The sequence below is a fragment of the Erythrobacter litoralis HTCC2594 genome, assembly GCF_000013005.1.
Lineage (GTDB): Bacteria > Pseudomonadota > Alphaproteobacteria > Sphingomonadales > Sphingomonadaceae > Parerythrobacter > Parerythrobacter litoralis_A.
On the sequence record NC_007722.1, the window covers coordinates 1,708,648 to 1,727,273 of the forward strand.

At 64.8% G+C, this 18,626-nt stretch carries 19 protein-coding genes and 1 tRNA gene; 9 read left to right on the forward strand and 11 right to left on the reverse strand.

Annotated features, from left to right (window positions below):
• Positions 1-4: 4 nt before the first annotated feature.
• From leuB to EL2594_RS08275, 5 genes are all read right to left on the reverse strand, one after another.
• A complete protein-coding gene (gene leuB / locus EL2594_RS08255; protein ID WP_011414589.1) occupies positions 5-1,063 on the reverse strand; it encodes a 3-isopropylmalate dehydrogenase in 1,059 nt (352 codons plus the stop codon).
• Between the two features lie 18 nt (positions 1,064-1,081).
• Positions 1,082-1,678, reverse strand: a complete 597-nt coding sequence (recO, locus tag EL2594_RS08260) for a DNA repair protein RecO (RefSeq protein WP_041685872.1) — start codon at positions 1,676-1,678, stop codon at positions 1,082-1,084.
• A gap of 109 nt (positions 1,679-1,787) precedes the next feature.
• Positions 1,788-2,033 (reverse strand): accessory factor UbiK family protein, encoded by a 246-nt coding sequence (locus EL2594_RS08265; RefSeq protein WP_011414592.1) that lies wholly within the window; start codon positions 2,031-2,033, stop codon positions 1,788-1,790.
• Positions 2,034-2,075: 42 nt separating this feature from the next.
• Positions 2,076-2,639 carry a TspO/MBR family protein gene (locus tag EL2594_RS08270; protein ID WP_011414593.1) on the reverse strand — a complete coding sequence of 188 codons (564 nt, stop codon included), beginning with the start codon at positions 2,637-2,639 and terminating at the stop codon, positions 2,076-2,078.
• Positions 2,640-2,773: 134 nt separating this feature from the next.
• Positions 2,774-3,517, reverse strand: a complete 744-nt coding sequence (locus EL2594_RS08275; RefSeq protein ID WP_011414594.1) for a TlyA family RNA methyltransferase — start codon at positions 3,515-3,517, stop codon at positions 2,774-2,776.
• An 85-nt stretch (positions 3,518-3,602) separates the two neighbouring features.
• Between EL2594_RS08275 and EL2594_RS08280 the strand changes: the two genes are divergently transcribed.
• The 4 genes from EL2594_RS08280 to EL2594_RS08295 all read left to right on the forward strand — a co-directional run bounded on the left by EL2594_RS08280 (position 3,603) and on the right by EL2594_RS08295 (position 7,494).
• Positions 3,603-4,136: a hypothetical protein gene (locus EL2594_RS08280; protein ID WP_011414595.1), complete on the forward strand. Its 534-nt coding sequence runs from the start codon at positions 3,603-3,605 to the stop codon at positions 4,134-4,136.
• A gap of 711 nt (positions 4,137-4,847) precedes the next feature.
• Positions 4,848-5,927 (forward strand): branched-chain amino acid aminotransferase, encoded by a 1,080-nt coding sequence (locus EL2594_RS08285; protein WP_011414596.1) that lies wholly within the window; start codon positions 4,848-4,850, stop codon positions 5,925-5,927.
• Between the two features lie 5 nt (positions 5,928-5,932).
• Positions 5,933-6,868 carry a rhodanese-related sulfurtransferase gene (locus tag EL2594_RS08290; RefSeq protein ID WP_011414597.1) on the forward strand — a complete coding sequence of 312 codons (936 nt, stop codon included), beginning with the start codon at positions 5,933-5,935 and terminating at the stop codon, positions 6,866-6,868.
• A complete protein-coding gene (locus EL2594_RS08295) occupies positions 6,865-7,494 on the forward strand; it encodes a glutathione S-transferase (protein ID WP_011414598.1) in 630 nt (209 codons plus the stop codon). Before EL2594_RS08290 ends, EL2594_RS08295 begins: the two co-directional genes overlap by 4 nt.
• Here EL2594_RS08295 and EL2594_RS08300 read toward each other — a convergent pair.
• The gene (locus EL2594_RS08300; RefSeq protein WP_011414599.1) at positions 7,491-8,393 is read right to left on the reverse strand and encodes a LysR family transcriptional regulator; all 903 of its coding nucleotides are present in this window, start codon (positions 8,391-8,393) and stop codon (positions 7,491-7,493) included. The two genes, EL2594_RS08295 and EL2594_RS08300, sit on opposite strands and share 4 nt — an antisense overlap.
• Before the next feature lie 105 nt (positions 8,394-8,498).
• On the opposite strand from EL2594_RS08300, the gene EL2594_RS08305 reads away from it, so the two are divergent.
• Together EL2594_RS08305 and EL2594_RS08310 are read left to right on the forward strand one after the other, a co-directional pair.
• Positions 8,499-9,200 carry a pirin family protein gene (locus EL2594_RS08305; RefSeq protein ID WP_011414600.1) on the forward strand — a complete coding sequence of 234 codons (702 nt, stop codon included), beginning with the start codon at positions 8,499-8,501 and terminating at the stop codon, positions 9,198-9,200.
• A gap of 61 nt (positions 9,201-9,261) precedes the next feature.
• A complete protein-coding gene (locus EL2594_RS08310; protein WP_011414601.1) occupies positions 9,262-9,855 on the forward strand; it encodes an FMN-dependent NADH-azoreductase in 594 nt (197 codons plus the stop codon).
• A 55-nt stretch (positions 9,856-9,910) separates the two neighbouring features.
• Here the strand turns inward: EL2594_RS08310 and EL2594_RS08315 are convergent, their stop codons facing one another.
• From EL2594_RS08315 to EL2594_RS08325, 3 genes are all read right to left on the reverse strand, one after another.
• Positions 9,911-10,798, reverse strand: coding sequence for a DMT family transporter (locus EL2594_RS08315; protein WP_011414602.1), 888 nt, complete (start codon positions 10,796-10,798; stop codon positions 9,911-9,913).
• A 6-nt stretch (positions 10,799-10,804) separates the two neighbouring features.
• On the reverse strand, positions 10,805-12,865 hold the full coding sequence (locus EL2594_RS08320) for an NAD(+) synthase (protein ID WP_041685874.1): 2,061 nt from the start codon (positions 12,863-12,865) through the stop codon (positions 10,805-10,807).
• 283 nt (positions 12,866-13,148) lie between these two features.
• A complete protein-coding gene (locus tag EL2594_RS08325; protein WP_011414604.1) occupies positions 13,149-14,171 on the reverse strand; it encodes a DNA topoisomerase IB in 1,023 nt (340 codons plus the stop codon).
• A 182-nt stretch (positions 14,172-14,353) separates the two neighbouring features.
• Here EL2594_RS08325 and yghU point away from each other — a divergent pair, with 182 nt between their 5' ends.
• The 3 genes from yghU to EL2594_RS08340 all read left to right on the forward strand — a co-directional run bounded on the left by yghU (position 14,354) and on the right by EL2594_RS08340 (position 16,790).
• Positions 14,354-15,202, forward strand: a complete 849-nt coding sequence (gene yghU / locus EL2594_RS08330; protein ID WP_011414605.1) for a glutathione-dependent disulfide-bond oxidoreductase — start codon at positions 14,354-14,356, stop codon at positions 15,200-15,202.
• Between the two features lie 70 nt (positions 15,203-15,272).
• Entirely contained in the window at positions 15,273-16,667 is a 1,395-nt protein-coding gene (locus EL2594_RS08335) for an MFS transporter (RefSeq protein WP_196793190.1), read from the forward strand.
• A gap of 48 nt (positions 16,668-16,715) precedes the next feature.
• Positions 16,716-16,790, forward strand: a tRNA-Gln gene (locus tag EL2594_RS08340).
• Between the two features lie 163 nt (positions 16,791-16,953).
• Here the strand turns inward: EL2594_RS08340 and EL2594_RS08345 are convergent.
• Together EL2594_RS08345 and EL2594_RS08350 are read right to left on the reverse strand one after the other, a co-directional pair.
• Complete coding sequence (locus tag EL2594_RS08345) at positions 16,954-17,679, reverse strand: retropepsin-like aspartic protease family protein (protein ID WP_233994249.1); 726 nt, start codon at positions 17,677-17,679, stop codon at positions 16,954-16,956.
• Positions 17,680-17,693: 14 nt separating this feature from the next.
• On the reverse strand, positions 17,694-18,626 hold the full coding sequence (locus tag EL2594_RS08350) for an NAD(P)/FAD-dependent oxidoreductase (protein ID WP_011414608.1): 933 nt from the start codon (positions 18,624-18,626) through the stop codon (positions 17,694-17,696).

The window sequence follows — 18,626 nt, forward strand, 5'->3', positions numbered from 1 at the left end:
CGCCTTAAAGCTGTTCCAGCACCGCGTCAGCTATTTCCTCGGTCGAAGCGCTGCCACCGAGATCCGCGCCGAAAATGCCGTCGCGCACTGTCGCGCCGACTGCCGCTTCGATCCGCTCGGCCTCGGCTTCCCTGCCGAAGCTGTGCCGCAGCATCATCGCCGCCGAGAGGATCGCGGCGAGTGGGTTGGCCTTGCCCTGCCCGGCAATATCGGGCGCGCTACCGTGGATCGGCTCGTAGAGGCCAAAAGTGCCGTGCGCGGTTTGCCGCTCACCCAGCGAAGCGCTGGGCAGCAGGCCGATCGAGCCGACGCACATGCTGGCCTGGTCCGACAGGATGTCGCCGAACAAATTGCCGGTGACGATGACGTCGAATTGGCCCGGCGCGCGCACCAATTGCATGGCGGCATTGTCGACATAAAGATGATCGAGCGCGACGTCGGGATAGTCGGTCGCCACTTCGATCATCACGTCGCGCCACAGCTGGCTCGTCTCGAGCACATTGGCCTTGTCGACGCTGGTCAGTTTCTTGCCGCGCCCTTGCGCCGCGCGGAATGCGGTGTGGGCGATCCGGCGGACCTCGTCTTCGGCATAGGACATTATATCCCAGCCTTCGCGCCGCCCGTCTTCGGTCCGGCGCTGGCCCTTGTCGCCGAAATAGACATCGCCATTGAGCTCGCGCACGATCAGCAGGTCGATCTGGCGGGCGACTTCAGGGCGGAGCGCGGAATGCTCTTCCAGCCCCGGAAAGAGCGTCGCCGGGCGAAGGTTTGCAAAGAGGCCGAGTTCGGCCCGCAAGCCCAGCACCGCCTGTTCGGGGCGGAGCGCACGCTCCAGCCCATCGCACGAAGAATCGCCGACTGCGCCGAACAGCACCGCATCCGCCTCGCGCGCCATGTTGAGCGTCTCGTCGGGCAGCGGTTGGCCGTGCTTGCGGTAGGCGGCGGCACCGACATCGCCTTCGAACAGCACCAGCCCAGGCAGGCCCAGCGCCTCCAGCACGCGCACCGCCTCGCGGGTCACTTCGGGGCCGATGCCATCGCCGGGAAAAACCGCTATTTTCATGGAACTGCCGCCCTTCCTTCAGACCATCTTGCGCAGCCGTGCCAGCAATTGCTCGCGCGCCGCCAGCGTGTCGCCGCGCCGGTCGGCTAGCAAATAGCGCTGCAAGGGATCAGCCAGTTTTTCCATCGCCGACAATACTTCGGCTAGCTCGCTCGCCTCGGGCTTAACCCCGCCATAGCCGAGTTCGCGCAACAGCAGCGCTTCATAGGAGAGCAGCGCCGGCGCCCAGCCGCGCGCCGAGGGCGCCTGGCACACCGCATCAAGAAGCGCGACCAATGCGCTGTAAAGATTGGGATATGCGTTGCGCTCGGGCAGCGCGGTGGCGGTCAGCGCGGTGGCCCACTGGATGGCGGCGGCGGGCAGAGGCTCGCTCAGCCAGGGCCCGCGGCTCTCGACCAGTTCCAGCTTGGCGAAGGGCAACTGGCTGTCGGACTTGGCGCGCAGTTCCAGCTCGACGAGATTGCCCGGGATCACCACCGGCCTGAGCTGCCTCCCGCGCCCACCGGCGACATAGCCCGCAACCATGCCGAATTCCTCGGTCAGCAGCCGGGCGATCACAGCCGTCTCCCCATGCGGGCGAGCGGCAAGCAAAATGGCGGGGGCGCGCAGGTTCAGGGCCACGCGAACAAACCCACTTGCGTCATCCCCGCGAAGGCGGGGATCCAGCTCGCTTTGTCCTCTGTCAGAAAGAAGCTGGACCCCGGATCAAGTCCGGGGTGACGAATCATTTTTGCTTCGCCTCGAGCGCTTCGATGCGCTTCTTGAGCGCTTCGTTCTCGTCGCGGGCTTTGGCCGCCATCGCCTTGACCGTGTCGAATTCCTCGCGGCTGACGAAGTCGATCCCGCCCATCGCTTCGCGCACCCGCTCACGCGCGCTCTCGCGCGCTTCGCGGCCCATGCCGGCGAAGGTACCCGCGGCTCCGTTGATGAGCTTGACGAAATCGGCGATGGCTGGGTTCTTGCTTTGCATGGGTGGTTATTTGGTCGCTCGGCCCTGCAAACGCAAGCGCGCCTATTCCCCGAACTCGATCACCTGCGCCGCGCCATCGTCCCTGCTGATGCCGCTGGCTTCGGGATTGAGCTGCAGGAATTGGTAATTGAGCACGGTCGCGAACAGCACCCACGCCAGATAGGGCAGCAGCAGCACCGCCGCGAGCTTGCGGACCTTCCAGAACAGCACGATCGTTACCAGCAAGGCCACATCGAGCGCGATGATCGTTGCAAGGCCATAGTCGATCCGCTGCAACCCGAAATACACCGGGGTCCAGGCGAGATTGAGTACGAACTGCACCGCGAAGGCAACGATCGCCGCCGTCCGGCCCCGCGCGCCCCAGGCCGACAAGACCAGCGCGAGCGCGAGCCCCATGAGCAAATACAGGATCGGCCACACAATCCCGAACAGGTAGGCTGGCGGATTGATCGCGGGCTTTTCGAGCGCGGCATACCACGGATTGCCGGGGCCGCCGGGGGTGAACTGCTGGGTCAGGAAGGCGAGCAGGAACACGGCGGGCACGGCGAACAGCGCCCAGCGAATGAAGCTCGCGCGCAATTGCGCCTTTGAAGCCAGCGTGCTCATCAGCCCTCTCGATTGCCGAATCTCGTGCGACCGTCGCGCCGCTGTTTGCCTAGGTGCGCGGGGCATAGCAAGCAGCGCTGCGCCATATCCCGCGCCAAACGCACAGCCTGTCCCTTATCGAGCCGCCCGCCGCGCTATTCGCCCATGCGCCGGGCGGCGATCAGGAACTCGACATTGCCTTCCGGCCCGGTGATCGGACTTTCGACGATGCCTTTCACGTGCCAGCTCTCTCCTTCGAGCCAGCCGCGCACGTCGTCGCAAACCCGGGCATGCAGCGACGGGTCGCGCACCACGCCGCCCTTGCCCACTTCATCGCGCCCGACCTCGAACTGCGGCTTTATCAGCGCGACCAGCTGGCATTGGGTCTCGGCCAGCGCGAGCGGTACTTCGAGCACTTTGGCAAGGCCGATGAAGCTCGCATCGCACACGACCCAGCTATAGGGCTGCGGGATCATCTCGCGCGTGAGGATGCGTGCGCTGGTTTGCTCCATGACGCTCACGCGCTCGTCCTGCCGCAGCTTCCACGCCAGCTGGTTGGTCCCGCTGTCGACCGCGATCACATGCGCGGCGCCGTTCTTGAGCAACACATCGGTGAAACCGCCGGTCGAGCTGCCGACATCCATCGCCGTGACGCCCGCAGGATCGAGCTCGAAGTGCTCCAGCGCGTGCGCCAGCTTGAGCCCGCCGCGACTGACCCATGGATGGTCGCGCCCGCGCACTTCGACCGGCGCGTCCTCTGGCAGTTGCTGGCCCGGCTTCGCGATCTTCGTCTCGCCGGAGAACACGATCCCCGCCATCACCAGCGCCTGCGCGCGGGTGCGGCTTTCGGCGAGCCCGCGGGCCACCAGCAATTGGTCGATACGCTGTTTGTTCGGCATGGGGCGAGACGGGCTCGTGCGATTTTCCTTGGACCCATCGGCGGTTAGCGCGCATTGGTGAAGCATGCAAAGCCGACTGACTCATATGATCCGCTATCCCGTTCTTGCCGGCGCGCTGGCCCTCGCCTGCTGCGCCCCGCCGCCTCCGCCGCCCGCGCCCGTGCCGCCGGCGGTGCAACGGCCTGCGCCGACGCCCACGCCGCCAGTCGTGCAGGCGCCCGTTTACGACAATTGGCTCGACGCCCCGCAGACCGAGGGGACGTGGACCTATCGCGAGCGGCCCGACGGCGGCTTTGCGACCTTCGGCCCGGTCGGCGACCCGGCTCTGTTCGGTATCGAATGCAGCCGCTCCGCGCGCAGCATCCGGCTGGTGCGCACCGCGCGCGCGACCGGGGACGCGCCGATGCGCATCCGCACGGAGACGACCGAACGTATGCTGAGCGCGCGCCCCAACCCGTCGGGCACGCCGACCATCGTCGCCAGCGTGCCTGCGAACGATCCGCTGCTCGATGCCATCGCCCTGACGCGCGGCCGCTTCGCCGTCGAAGCAGCCGGCACGACGACGCTCTACCTCCCCGCCTGGGCCGAGGTCACGCGTGCGATCGAGGATTGTAGGTGAGATTTCCGAGTGCGGACACGCTTTCGGAAAGCAAACATACTGACGTGGGAAAACTTTATTTCAAGTCTTGTTTTCGTGTCCGCAACGACTCAGATTGGTCCATGAGTTCCACGGCGCACGCGGTACTCGGCCCCCGGTGAAACGGTGTGGGTCTTGCTTCATAGCTTGAAAGGAGGTGATCCGATGTCTCATGGTTCAGTTGCGAGGTCGGTGAAATTCCGCACGGAGCATATTCGGTAACATTTCCTTGGCCGAGTAAGGCTTTGTGAGCGGCATTTCCGGCCGCTGACCATGTTAGGGGCGATCCACCGACGGGCTGGATCGCCCTTTTCATTTGAACCTTTGTTTCATGCAGCCACATCCGTGGCTGCGTCCTCGAGGCTATTCCTTCGCTGCGCTGCGGGCCCCTACGGACGGGCGGTCGCCCTTGCGGCCCCTCCGCCGGGGCCGTGCTCCGCGACCAAGCCAAAAGCGCAATTAGAACCTAGGTCACTACCGTGTGGCGGAGCACGGGCCGCGACCAGCGGCCCGCAAGCGCGACTGCGCGCCCGGAGGGGTGGCCCCGCAGGGGTCGGGCCCCCGGAGGATAGCCAAGTGCGCGGATGCGCACGCCGGCGCTTGAGGCCCAACAAAAGACTCCTCGCCCAAATCCTCCCGCTCCCCAACCAACACCCTTGTCCAATCACCCGCCGGACATTATCCGCGCACACCATGCAATTCACAAGCGTTCCCCACCCTGCCCCGACGCACGAAAACGTCCGCAAGGCGGCGATTGCCGATCCCGGTTTCGGCACGGTGTTCACCGATCACATGGTCACTGTCGACTATGACGAAGCGAAGGGCGGCTGGCACTCTGCACAGATCGGCCCGCGCGAAGCCATCGCGCTCGATCCGGCGGCAAGCGTGCTGCACTATGCGCAGGAAATCTTCGAAGGGATGAAGGCGTACCAGCACCCGGACGGCGGCCTGGCGCTTTTCCGGCCGGAGGAAAACGCGCGCCGCTTCAACGCCAGCGCGCGCCGCATGGCGATGCCGGAGATTCCGGAAAAGCTGTTCCTCGATGCGGTGAAGCTGGCGGTCGAGACCGATGCCGATTGGATGCCGCCGGTCGAAGGCGGCACGCTTTATATCCGGCCTTTCATGTTTGCTTCGGAAGCATTCCTCGGCGTGCGGCCGGCCAAGCAGTACAAGTTCGTCGTGATCCTCGTCTCCTCGGGCAATTACTTCAAGAACGGTGTGAACCCGGTGCATATCTGGGTCGCCCAGGATTATGTCCGCGCCGCCCCCGGCGGCACCGGCGCGGCCAAGACGGGCGGCAATTACGCCGCATCGCTCGTCCCCCAGGCCGAGGCGATCGCACAGGGCTGCGACCAGGTCGTCTTCCTCGACGCGATCGAGCACAAATGGGTCGAGGAACTGGGCGGCATGAACCTGTTCTTCGTGCGGCAGGACGGCAGCGTCATTACCCCGCCGCTGACCGGTACGATCCTGCCCGGCATCACCCGCGACAGCCTGATCGCTATGCTGCGCGAAGAGGGGCTGGAGGTGCGCGAGGAGCCCTATTCGATCCAGCAATGGCGCGAAGAGGCCGAGAACGGCATGCTGCTGGAAACGCTCGCCTGTGGCACGGCAGCCGTGGTCACGCCGGTGGGCAAGGTGTCCTCCCCTGATGGTTCGTTCGAAATCGGCACCGGCGGCATCGGCCAAATGGCGCAGAAGATGCGCGAGCGGCTGGTCGGCATCCAGACCGGCGAAGTAGCCGACACGCACGGCTGGGTAGTGAAGGTCTGATCTTCATGTCGGGCCACCCGCCCATTACCGTTGCCGCGCTCTACCAGTTTACGCGCTTCGACGATCCCGCTTCGGTCCGCGCACCGTTGCTCGCCGCATGCGAAGAAGCGGGGATTAAAGGCACGCTGTTGCTCGCGCGCGAGGGGATAAATGGGACGATTGCGGGGTCGCATAATGGTATCGGAGCAGTGCTCGGCCACATCCGCCAGCTGCCTGGATGCGCCGGTCTTGAGGTCAAGTTCTCCGGCGCCGACGAGCTGCCCTTCCACCGCATGAAGGTCCGCCTCAAGCGCGAGATCGTGACCATGGGGGAGCCCGATATCGATCCCACGCTCAGCGTCGGGCACTATGTCGATCCGCATGACTGGAACGCGCTGATCAGCGATCCGGACACCGTGGTGATCGACACCCGCAACGATTACGAAGTCGCCGCCGGGACATTTCGCGGCGCGGTGGATCCCGAGACCAAGAGCTTTCGCGACTTCCCCGAATGGTTCCGCGCCCATCGCGCCGAGTTGGAAGGCAAGAAGGTCGCCATGTTCTGCACCGGCGGCATCCGCTGCGAGAAATCGACCAGCTTTCTGCGCCAAGAGGGGATCGAGGATGTCTATCACCTCAAGGGCGGCATCCTCAAATACCTCGAAGCCGTGCCCGAGGAAGAAACGCTGTGGGACGGCGAATGCTTCGTTTTCGACGAGCGCGTCACGGTAAAACACGGGCTGGAACAAGGCACCCACGCCCTGTGCCGCGCCTGTCGCCGACCGGTCAGCTTGGAAGACCAGCAGTCACAAGCCTATGAAGAAGGCATCAGCTGCCCCGCCTGCATCGACGAACGCGACGAGGCCCAGCGCGCCCGCTATCGCGAACGCCAGCGGCAGGAGGAACTGGCGAGGAAGCGTGGCGCCGCGCATGTCGGGGCGGAATTTCCGCCGGGAGAATGAGCAAATTGCCGATCCTCTACAGCTTCCGCCGCTGTCCCTATGCCATGCGGGCGCGGATGGCGCTGTGGATCGGCGGCACAACCTGCGAACTGCGCGAGGTCAAGCTGGCAGACAAGCCTGCGGCGATGCTGGAGGCCTCGCCCAAGGGCACAGTCCCGATACTCGCCTTGCACGATGGCAGAGTGCTGGACGAGAGCCTCGATATCATGCGCTGGGCGCTCGATCAGCGCGACCCGGAAGGCTGGTTGGCCGGTGACGACACGGCGCTGGTCGCCCGCAACGATGGCCCGTTCAAACACCATCTCGACCGCTACAAATACTCCACGCGGCACGATACCGATCCGCTCGAGCACCGCGCAGCGGGCCTCGTGTCCTTGCAAGATCTCGACGCGCGGCTGGAATACCAACCCCAACTTTGCGGGCCAAAGCGCACGCTTGCCGATATCGCGCTATTTCCTTTCGTCCGGCAGTTCGCCAATCACGATCGCGCTTGGTTCGATGCGCTGGACCTGCCGCACCTGCAAAGCTGGCTCGACGGTCATCTCGCTTCCGACCTGTTCGCCGCCATCATGCCGAAGTTTGCGCCGTGGCGAGACGGTGACGAACCTGTCGTCTTCGCCGCCTAGGCCGGGCAATCCGCCAGCCGCTCTCTGAACGTATCGATCAGCCAGCTGGTCGCCGGGCCGGGCGTGGTATCCCGCCGCCAGATCGCGCTGAGTTGGTACCCGGTGCCGGGCTTTTCCGGAAGGTCCAGCGCGACCAGCGCTCCACCGGCCAAATCGCCCGCCACCATCGGGCGGGGCATGTTGCCCCAGCCGATACCCTGCTTGAGCAGCGCGTGTTTCGCGCCGAGATCGCCCAGCCGCCAGCTGAGAGGACTCAGCACGGAAAATTCGCGGCCGTCGGTCAGTTTCGATCGGTCGGTGAGAATGAGTTGCAAGTGCTCGCGGCTCTCGCCCGGCGCGACATCGGAACGCGCCAGCGGGTGATCCGGCGCGGCGACGGGGACGAGTTCGACCTCGCCGATAACTTGCCTTTCCAGCTCGGGGTGGTCGCCGATCACCGGACCGCCGATGGCGAGTTCGGACGAGCGTTCGAGGAGGCATGCGGCAACCGCGCCCAGCCCCTCGACCTGCAATCGCAGCGCCACGGTCGGGAACATGGCCCGAAATTCGCGCAATACCCGCGCAGTCGCTTCGCCGGGGACCATGACGTCCACCACCAGCCCGACATCGCTTTCCAGCCCGGCCTGCAGGCTGCGCGTCTTGGCCAGCAGAGCATCCGCGCGGTCGGCGATGGCGCGCGCTTCAGGTAGCAGGCCGCGCCCGGCTTCGGTCAGCACGGGCTTGCGCGAGCCCTCGCGCTCGAACAGCGTCACGCCGAGCTGGGCTTCCATCTGCGCGATGCCGTAGCTGATCGCCGAGACCGCGCGGCCCATGGCGCGCGCAGCGCCGCCGAAACTGCCCGCCTCTTCCACCGCGAGGAAGATGCGTAGCTGATCGAGGCTCGGCTCGCCGATCTTCATCGTTCGGATTCTCTGAACATTTCGGCGCGTTTTATCTCACTTATCGGATTACCGGACAAGTCCTATTTCGGCGTCACACAAGCACACTCCCGCAGGAGACATGCCATGATCGAATTGCGTCCCTTCAATAGCCTCGGTGCCGCCAACCACGGCTGGCTCGACGCGCATCACCACTTTTCCTTCGCCAACTACCACGACCCGGCGCGGGTCAACTGGGGCAGCCTGCGGGTCTGGAACGACGACACCATCGCTCCCGGCACCGGCTTCCCGACCCACCCGCACAACGACATGGAAATCATCACATATGTCCGCAAAGGCGCCATCACCCATCGCGACAGCATGGGCAATGAAGGCCGCACGGAAGCGGGCGATGTCCAGGTCATGAGCGCAGGCAGCGGCGTGCAGCATTCCGAATGGAACGCCGAGGAGGTGGACACCACGCTGTTCCAGCTATGGATCATCCCCAGCGAACGCGGCGGTCAGCCAAGCTGGGGCGCACGCAAGTTCCCGAAGGATGACCGTGCAGGTTCGTTCGTCCCGCTCGCCAGTGGAGTGGCCAACGACGACGATGCGCTGCCGATCCGCACCGATGCCCGCGTGCTCGGCGCGACGGTGAAGGCGGGCGAGAGCGTCACCTACACCCCGCGCGATGCCTCGCGCCACCTCTACCTCGTGCCTGCCACCGGCAAGGTGAAGGTCGAGGACGTGGAGGCGAAGGCGCGTGACGGTGTCGCCATCACTCGGCAGGACAGCGTCACCATCACTGCGCTCGAGGACAGCGAACTCGTCCTCGTCGACGCGGCCTGACCCCCGGCCTCGCCCTCACCCCCGAGGGCGGGGCATTTCATTTCCAAGCAGGAGAATTTCCATGTCCACCATCCTTCACATCACCGCCAGCATCCGCGGCGACGAATCGATTTCGCGCGCGCTCAGCTCCAAGCTGGTCGAGCGCCTCTCTGGGACCGACACCAAGGTCATCACGCGTGACCTGTCGCAAAACGACATTCCCTATGTCGATGCCGACCGCTTCGCCGCCAACCTGTCGCCCTATACCGAGCGCTCGCCCGAGCAGCAGGAACTGGCCGCCATCGCCGATACGCTGATCGAAGAATTGCAGGCGGCCGATACCATCGTCCTTGGCGTACCGATCTACAACTTCTCCGTCCCCGCCACCGTCAAGGCCTGGGCCGACACGGTCGCCCGCGCGGGCACGACGTTCGAATACACCCCGACCGGGCCGAAGGGTAAGCTGGACGGGAAGAAAGCCTACATCACCGTCGCATCGGGCGGCACGCCGGTCGGCAGCGAAGTCGACTTCATGAGCCCGTGGTTGAAATTCTTCCTCGGCTTCCTCGGTATCTCCGAGGTCGAAGTGGTCGCGACCGCCGACGGCATCATGGGCGAAGGCGGCGAAGAGAAGATCGCCTCCGCGCACAAACAGGTCGAGCAGGTCGCGGCCTGATCGACCCAGCGCAGGCGCCAAGGCCGCGACGTTCCCGCCACCGGGGGCGTCGCGGCTACAGCCTCGGCCGGACCAGCAGCGGCTTGAAGATCGTGCCGCTCGGGCGGACGAGGATGATCGCCACGCCGGCCATGGCGATGGCGGCGCCGATCAGCAGCGGCCAGCCGATCGGGTCGCCCGTCAGCCAGGCGCCGAGCGCAATGGTCAGCAGTGGATTGATCAGCGTCAGCGGCACCAGCAGGTTGGCGTCATGCTCCTGCAGCAACTTGAAATAGGCCGAATGCGCCACGACTGAAACAACCAGTCCGGCAAATAGCACGCATAGTCCGACCAGCAGGGGCTCCGCCCGCACCGCGGCGACCTGTCCCGTTTCCGATCCGAAGGACAGCGGCGCCACCACCACGATCGAGATGACCGCGGCCCAGGCTTGCATTTCGACCGATCCGATGGTGATCTTCTTGAAGAAGACCGAGCCGACCGCGCCGACCAGCACCGACAGGATAATGAAGAGCAATCCGATGCCGCTCTCGCTGCCCGACGGCGAGCCGATCGCGATCGCGACTCCGGCAAAGGCCAGCGCGATGCCGATCCCGCGCCGCCAGCGCACTTTCTCGCCGAGAATGAACATCGCGAAAATCACCGTCAGCGGAGCGCCGGCTAGCGAGACGATCCCCGCTGCGGACGGGCTTGCCGTCTGCAATCCGATATAGAGCAGTGCGAAGGAGCCGCCGCTGATCGACAGGCCAACCAGCAGGACGCGCACCGGATCGGGCGGGATGCGGCGCAGGAAAGGGATCAGCACCACCGCCACCAGCAGCGAGCGCAGCACGGTGTAGAACAGCGGCGGCACGGCGAGATCGTCGACCGCCCATTTGCTGACGATGGTGTTGAAGGCCCAGGCGCAATTGCAGAACAGCATGATTGCGAGGCTCTTGGCATTCATCGCGGGTCAGCTCTCCGGTACGTTGTCTTTTAGCTCGGCCAGCCACACCTCCGCCACCGCATCGCTCGGCGCGCGCCAGTCGCCGCGCGGGCTGAGCGCACCGCCGCTGGAGACTTTGGGGCCATTGGGGAGCGCGCTGCGCTTGAACTGGCTGAACTGGAAGAAGCGCCAGAGGAACTTTTCGAGCCAGTGGCGGATGGTCGCGAGGTCGTAAGCGTTCTTGCGATCCTCGGGGAATCCTTCGGGCCATTCGCCCGCTTCGATATCCTTCCAGGCATGCCATGCGAGGAACGCCACCTTGCTCGGGCTCTGGCCGTAGCGGACGATGTGGTGAAGGAAGAAGTCGTTGAGCTCGTAGGGCCCGATGGTGCTTTCGGTGCTTTGTATCTCGCCGTCCTCACCCGCCGGGACCAGTTCGGGCGAAATCTCGGTATCGAGGATCGCGCCCAGTACCGCGCTGCATTCAGGCACAAATTGCTCGGTCTCGATGGTCCAGCGGATGAGGTACTGGATCAGCGTCTTGGGCACGCCCGCATTGACGCCATAGTGGCTCATGTGGTCGCCTACGCCATAGGTGCACCAGCCGAGCGCGAGTTCGCTGAGGTCTCCGGTCCCGACAACGAAACCCTTATGCTGGCCGGCGAGCCGGAACAGGTAGTCCGTCCGCAGCCCCGCCTGCACGTTTTCGAAGGTCGTGTCGTAAACCGGTTCGCCATCGGCGAAGGCGTGGCCGATATTCTCCAGCATGGTCCGCGCGGTCGGCTTGATGTCGATCTCCTCGGCGGTGATCTCCATCGCTTGCATCAGCTTCCATGCATTCGACTTGGTGTAGTCGGACGTCGCGAAGCCCGGCATGGTGTAGCCGCGAATGGTCGTGCGGGGCAGGCCAAGCCGGTCGCAGGCCTTGGCGGCGACGATCAGCGCGTGGGTGCTGTCGAGACCGCCCGAAATGCCGATGACGAGGCTCTTGGGACCGGTCGCCTTGATCCGCCGCATCAGCGCATCGACCTGGATGTTGAACGCCTCGTAGCAATCTTCGTCCAGCGTCGCGCGGTTGTTGGGCACGAAGGGGAAACGGCGGATCGGGCGCATCAGGCCGGTATCGCCGCCGGTGCCGGCATGCTGGAATTCTATGCGGCGATACCAGTCCTCGGGTCGGCCCTCGTGCTCGGCGGCGTCGCTGAAGGTCTGGTTGCGCATGCGTTCGGCGAGGATACGCTGGATATCGATATCGACCGCGCAGAGCTCGGTATCGAGATCGAAGCGCGTGCTTTGCTTCATCAGCTCGCCCATTTCATAGACGACGCCCTGCCCGTCCCACGACAGGTCGGTCGTGCTTTCGCCGAAACCGCTGGCGGAATAGGCGTAGGCGCAGATCGATCGGGCCGAGCTGGATCGGCAATGCAGGTGGCGATCGTCGGCGCGGCCGATGGTGATCGGACTGGCGGAAAGATTGGCGAGGATCGTCGCGCTTGCCAGTGCCGCCAGCGTGCCCGGCGGATTGGGCGACCAGAAATCCTCGCAGATCTCGATGCCGAAGGTGAATCCCGGCAGGTCGTGCGCGGCGAAGATCAGGTCGGTGCCGAACGGCATTCTCTCACCGTTCAGCGCAATCTCCAGCCCCTGGCAATTGCGGCCATGGGCGAAATGCCGCTTCTCGTAGAATTCGCGGTAATTGGGCAGGAAGCTCTTGGGCACCACGCCCAGCACGCGTCCTCGTGATAGGGCAAGCGCGCAATTGTAGATTTTCCCGTTCCGTCTCAGCGGCGCGCCGATGATGAGCACGGGCGAGAGATCGCGCGTGGCCTGCGCGATTGCGCCGACTGCGGCTTCGCTCGCGTCGAGCATCGCGGTCTGCAGGTGCAGATCGTCGATGGCGTAGGAAGAGACGCACAGTTCGGGATAGACGACGAGATCGACCTCCAGATCATGCGCTTTGCGCGCCTCGGCGATGATGCCGTCGCGGTTGAAGGGCACGTCAGCTGTTCGAACAGCCGGCGTAGCCGTGGCGACGCGGATCATGCCTTGGCGGTGGCGATCGTAGAAGGGATGTGCGGCGTCGCTCATACGGGCTGTGCCTTTCCTGGTGGGGATGTTGTCTTCGGGTCGGGCCTCTTCGAGCCAATCGCCGGGATCGCAGACGCCGAGCGCGGCGAGCCGTTTCTGAACGGGCGGGCGGGCGACCTTGCCCTTGACTTCCCAGCCATAAACCGTGCGGCTAGCCCATGGCTGTGGCGCACCATAGCGCGCACCGAACTCCTCCGCCGAAAGCGGCGGATCGTGGGTTTCGCGAAAGCGGCGGATTTTGGCGCCTGCCTGATGCATGGCGGATCGGTATCCCAAGAGGATACTACGCGGCAAGCAATTCCTGTGCCTTGGGCCCGCGCCGCAGCATTTCGATCAGGCCGCGTTCGTGGCGGGTGAGATATTTGGTGGAGCGCGGCAGTGTTACGCTCTCGCGGAATTCGCCCCAGCCCTCGTCGCGCGAGAGCACGTCGATGATCGCCGGATGGATATAGCTGTTGCGCGCTACCGTCGGCGTATTGCCGAGCTTCTCCGACACTTCGTCCAATAGCGCGCCCATGGCCGGGCGCTTCCTGGCTTGCTCGAGTAGCGAGAAGCCCAGCACGCTCGCATGCCAGGTGCGGAAATTCTTGGCCGAGAATTCCTCACCCATCGTTTCGCGCAGGTAATCGTTCACATCGCCGCTGCCGATCTCGTGACGCTGGCCATCGGCGTCGTAATACTGGAACAGGTGCTGGCCCGGGACATCGCGCGCATCCTCGACCGCGCGCGCGAGCTTTTCGTCCTCGAGCGTCAGTTCGCGCTCCTTGCCACCCTTGCCGACGAAGCGGATATGCACCGTGCTGCCTTCGATCCGCGCATGGCGATCGCGCAGGGTCGAGGCGCCGAAGCTCTTGTTGGTTTTCTTGTAGATCTCGTTCCCGATCCGCACGAAGCCCATGTCGAGCAGCCGCACCACGGCGGCGAGCACGCGTTCGCGGGTCGGGCTAGCGCCTTCGATATCCTCTTCGACACGCCTGCGGATCAGCGGCAGCAATTCGCCGAAGGCCAGGCATTGGTCGAATTTCTCGCCCTCGCGCATGGCACGGAAATCGGGGTGGTAGCGATATTGCTTGCGCCCGCGATCGTCATAGCCGGTGGCCAGGATATGGCCGTTGGGCGCGGGGCAGAACCAGGCATCGCGATAGGCCGGCGGCAGCGCGATGGCGTTGAGCCGCGCCTTTTCCTTCAGGCATTTGATAAGCCGACCCTTGGGATCGTAATAGGCAAAGCCGCGACCCGCACCCTTGCGGCTGATGCCGGGCAGGCTGTCGTCGACATAGATCAGGTCGTCGGGGTGCGTGGCCATGGCGAGTCAACCGACCACCCGCCTCCGCGGTTCCTTCGGTCGGGCACATTCTTGCGCGGCCCTTCGGCCTGGGGTGACGGCTGGCATCGATAGCATACGCACCTGCCCTTGCGCTTGCGGTAACAAACCTCCAATCCCATTCGAAAGGCACCGCAAGAGCGCCGCAACAGGAGCGATACCGAATGGCAGACCCAACCTATACCCCGCCCGAAGTCTGGACCCACGATGCCGAGAACGGGGGCAAATTCGCCAACATCAACCGTCCGACTGCGGGCGCGCGCGAGGAGAAAGACCTGCCGGTTGGCGAGCATCCCTACCAGCTCTATTCGCTCGCCACACCCAATGGGGTGAAGGCCAACATTATCTTCGAAGAACTGATCGAGGCCGGGCACGATCTCGATTACGACGCGTGGATCGTCAACATCGGCGAAGGCGAGCAATTCACCAGCGGCTTCGTCGACCTCAATCCCAATTCCAAGATCCCTACCCTGCTCGATCGCAGCGGCGACACGCCCATCCGCGTGTTCGAAAGCGGCGCGATCCTTATGCATATGGCGGAGAAGTTCGGCGCCTTCCTCGGCAAGGCCGAAAACCACGCCGAGATGCTGAGCTGGCTGTTCTGGCAGGTCGGCAGCGCGCCCTTTATCGGCGGGGGCTTCGGGCATTTCTATGCCTATGCGCCGGAGAACTACGAATATCCGATCAATCGCTATGCGATGGAAACGAAGCGCCTGTTCGACGTCGCCGACAAACGGCTGGCGGAAACGCAATTCCTTGCTGGCGAGGACTATACCATTGCCGACATGGCGACCTATCCGTGGCTCGCGCCCTTCATCTACGGCGGCATCTACGAGAACTCGCGGACCTTCCTCTCGATCCATGAGTACACCAACGTGGAACGCTGGGTGCACGAGATCTCCGCCCGCCCGGCGGTCAAGCGCGCACGCATGGTCAACAAGACCTGGGGCGATGAGAACACGCAGGTCCCCAATCGCCACTCGGCTGCCGATTTCGAAGGCAAGGATATTTAGCCGCACTCGCGCGTTGTGACGACATTGGGCCTGCCGGTGAGAATCGGCGGGCCTTTCATTGGAGCGCCAGGTGGCAATCGAGAAGCATGAGAAAATCGGACTGGGCGAAAAGCTCGGCTACGGCGTGGGCGACCTCGCTTCCGGTCTCTATCTCAACTTCTTCGGCGTCTTCCTGTTCTACTATTTCGTTGAGATCGGCAGTGTCGCCCCTGCGGCCATCGCGCTGATGCTGCTGCTCTCCAAGCTGCTCGATGCCGTAACCGACCCGATGATGGGCGCCATCGCGGACCGCACCCGCACGCGCTGGGGGCGATACCGGCCATATCTATTGTTCGGCGCAGTTCCCTTCGGCGCGTTCGGCGCGGCGGTGTTCCTGTTTCCGGACATGGAGCCGGGACCGATGCTGGTCTGGGCCTATGTGACTTACGGCCTCGCCATGCTCGCCTATACGGCGGTCAACGTGCCCTATGGCGGGCTGCTCGGCACGATCTCGCCCTCCGCGAGCGAGCGGTCGAGCGTGACCGCCTACCGCATGTTCTTCTCGGCGCTGAGCGGCATAGTCCTCGGCCTGCTCGGCACGACACTGATACGCGAACTGGGCGACGGAGACGAAGCGCGCGGCATCCTGCTGACCATGACCTGCATCGCCGTTTTCGGCACAGGGTGCGTGTGGATCAGCTTCGCCACGACGAAGGAGCGCATCCCACCGGTCGAGAGCAACGGCAGCATCTGGGGCGATGTTCGCGTGCTGGTGCGCACCGGGCCGTGGCTGGCCGTCGCGGCGGCGGCGATCCTGGGCGTGCTCGCCATCGCCGCGCGCTTCGCCAGTGCCAAGTTCTTCTTCAAATATGTCGCGGGCGACGATGGCGCGCCGGCCTTCCTGTTCCTCGACCGGCTGGGCCTGTTCCTGACTGCGCTTGCCGTCGGCCAAATCACCGGCGTGATCCTCGGCAATTTCATGCGCAACGGCTTCGAAAAGCGCAGCATCATCATGCTCGGCGGCGCGCTCAAATGCGGCGGGATCGTCCTGTTCTACCTGCTCCCGCTCGACGCGGTCTGGCCGCAGACGCTGATCCAGTTCGTGATCGGCATCGGGTTCGGCATGCTGATGGTGATGAGCTTTTCCATGTTCACCGACATCGCCGAATATGTCGACTGGAAGAGCGGGCTGCAGATGACCGGACTGGTCATTGCCGCTTCGGTGTTTGCCGTAAAGGTCGGCGTCGGTCTTGGCTCGGCCGTCCCGGGCTTCGTCATGGGCTCTACCGGTTTCGATGCCGATGCCGCGGTGCAGAGCGATTTGGCGCTGACCGGCATCCAGCTGGCCTTCGCGCTTATTCCCGCCGCCGCACTGGTACCCGCAATTTTTGCCGTCAGCTTCTACAGCCTCGACCGCAAGACGATCGGCCAAGTCGAAGAGGAACTGTCGGCTCGGCGCGGGGCGAAACCTGTCGCAACCGCCTGAAGCCCTCTTCACAAGCGCGCTGGGGCCGCTATAGAGCGCGCCCACTGCTGGGGTGTAGCCAAGTGGTAAGGCATCGGTTTTTGGTACCGACATTCGCAGGTTCGATCCCTGCCACCCCAGCCACTTTTCCCGCCTACGAACAGCGCTGACGGCCTGCAGAGCGCGCGTCTCCACGCTTCCGGTGCTCACGTGCCGGATGCACGCTGCGCGTCGGGTCGTGCAGCCACGCACTCTTCGGCACGCCATCATCTGCTCGCAGGCAGAAAAAGCCGAGCCAGACTGCTCTCTACTCCCCTTCCCACTCGACGGCGGGTTGGGGATTATTGGGGGTGAGGATCAGGACGCTGTCCTGCACGCGCCATTCGGCGAGGCGGCTGAGCAGGTTCATGCCGATGACATTGGTCTCGCCGATATTGGGCGCGATGACGGCATCGAGGCCGCGCGCGGCGACATTGCCGAAGCGCAGTTCGTCGATCGTCGCCAGCGGGACCTGGATCGTGCCGTTGGCGGTGTTGAGCTGGATCGGCAGGCGATCGGTGCGCGCAGAAATGCCCGCCGCTTGCGCCGTATTGCTCGAGATCGCCGTCAGCGTCGCGCCGGTATCGACGAGAAACGCCGCGTCCTGCCCGTTGACCTGCGCGCGCAGCCAGTAATGTCCGTCCGGCGACAGCGGCACCCGCGTCTCGCCGCCTTCCACGATCTGCGCGGGCATGCCCATCGTGCTGGCGGCGACATCGAAGCGCGGATCGATCCGCGCGATCTGCAGCACCACCGTGACCAGCACGCCGACCAGCACCAGCGAGCTGGCGCCGCGCACCATCCCGCCCAGCGGGACGCGGCGGCGGATCATCGTGCCGCCGATCCAGCTGGCGATCATCGCCGCGAGCGCCAGCATCAGTAGGCTGCTCTTCGGGATTTCCGCGATCACCAGCGCGGTGGTCTCGAAAAGATCTTTGATGAAAGCGTCGCCATCCATCGCCGCCATATAGGAAGACCGCGATGGCAAATCCATGAACGGAGCGCTGATTACTCCCCGATCAGGTCGGCCAGCTCGCAGCCCGAGACAAAAGCGTTCTCGACCCGCGGACCGACCAGCCAGTCTCCGCATACGCCGACGCGCTTGTCCGCGTCCCACAGCGCAGGCGGACCGTCGCGTTTCTCGACCATCGCATAGCGCCAGCGATGCGCCGCGCGGTGGACGGGTGCGGAGACCGTGGCGCCGGTTTCGGCGAAGAACGCCGCCAGCAGCTTGCTCTCGATTTCCTCGCGCTCAAGCTCGAGATGTTCCTGCGACCAGGCGGGTGAGGCATGGATGACCCAGTTCTCGCCTTCCCCGCGCCCGGGCTTGGACGAGTTGCGCGCCGCCCATGCGACGTCGTTGCCCGTGAACGTGTTCGGCATGGCAAGCGGCGTGTCGAAACCCATCATCAGCGCCCAGCATGGTCGCGATTGCACTGCCGCCGCCTGCGCCGCGAAATCGGACGCCTGCTTCTCCAGCAGTTCCGCGGCCTGCTCGGCAGGGATCGCGCAGACGAGATTCTGCGCCCGGAAGATCGTATTCTCGGCCCGCAAATGCCAACCGAGTTCGTCGCGCAGAATCCCGTCGATGCGGGTGTTCCATTGCACGTTGAAGAACTGCGCCATCTGCTTGATCGGCGCGTTCATGCCCGGCGTGCCGACATAGGCATCCTCACCGGCATCGGGCCACGGTGCGGCAAACCCGGCCGATGTCCAGCCTTCGACGGCTTCGACGAAACGCGGATCGCGCGCGGTGAAATATTGCGCGCCGTGATCGAACGTCACGGTCTCGCCGCAGATCTCCGCCCGCCGCGTCGCCATGCGCCCGCCCGGCCCGCGGCCCTTGTCGAACAGCACGGGCCGGTAGCCCTTCTTCGCGAGTGCGACGGCGCAGGAAAGGCCGGCCATGCCGGCTCCGATGATGGCAATGCTTTTGGACAC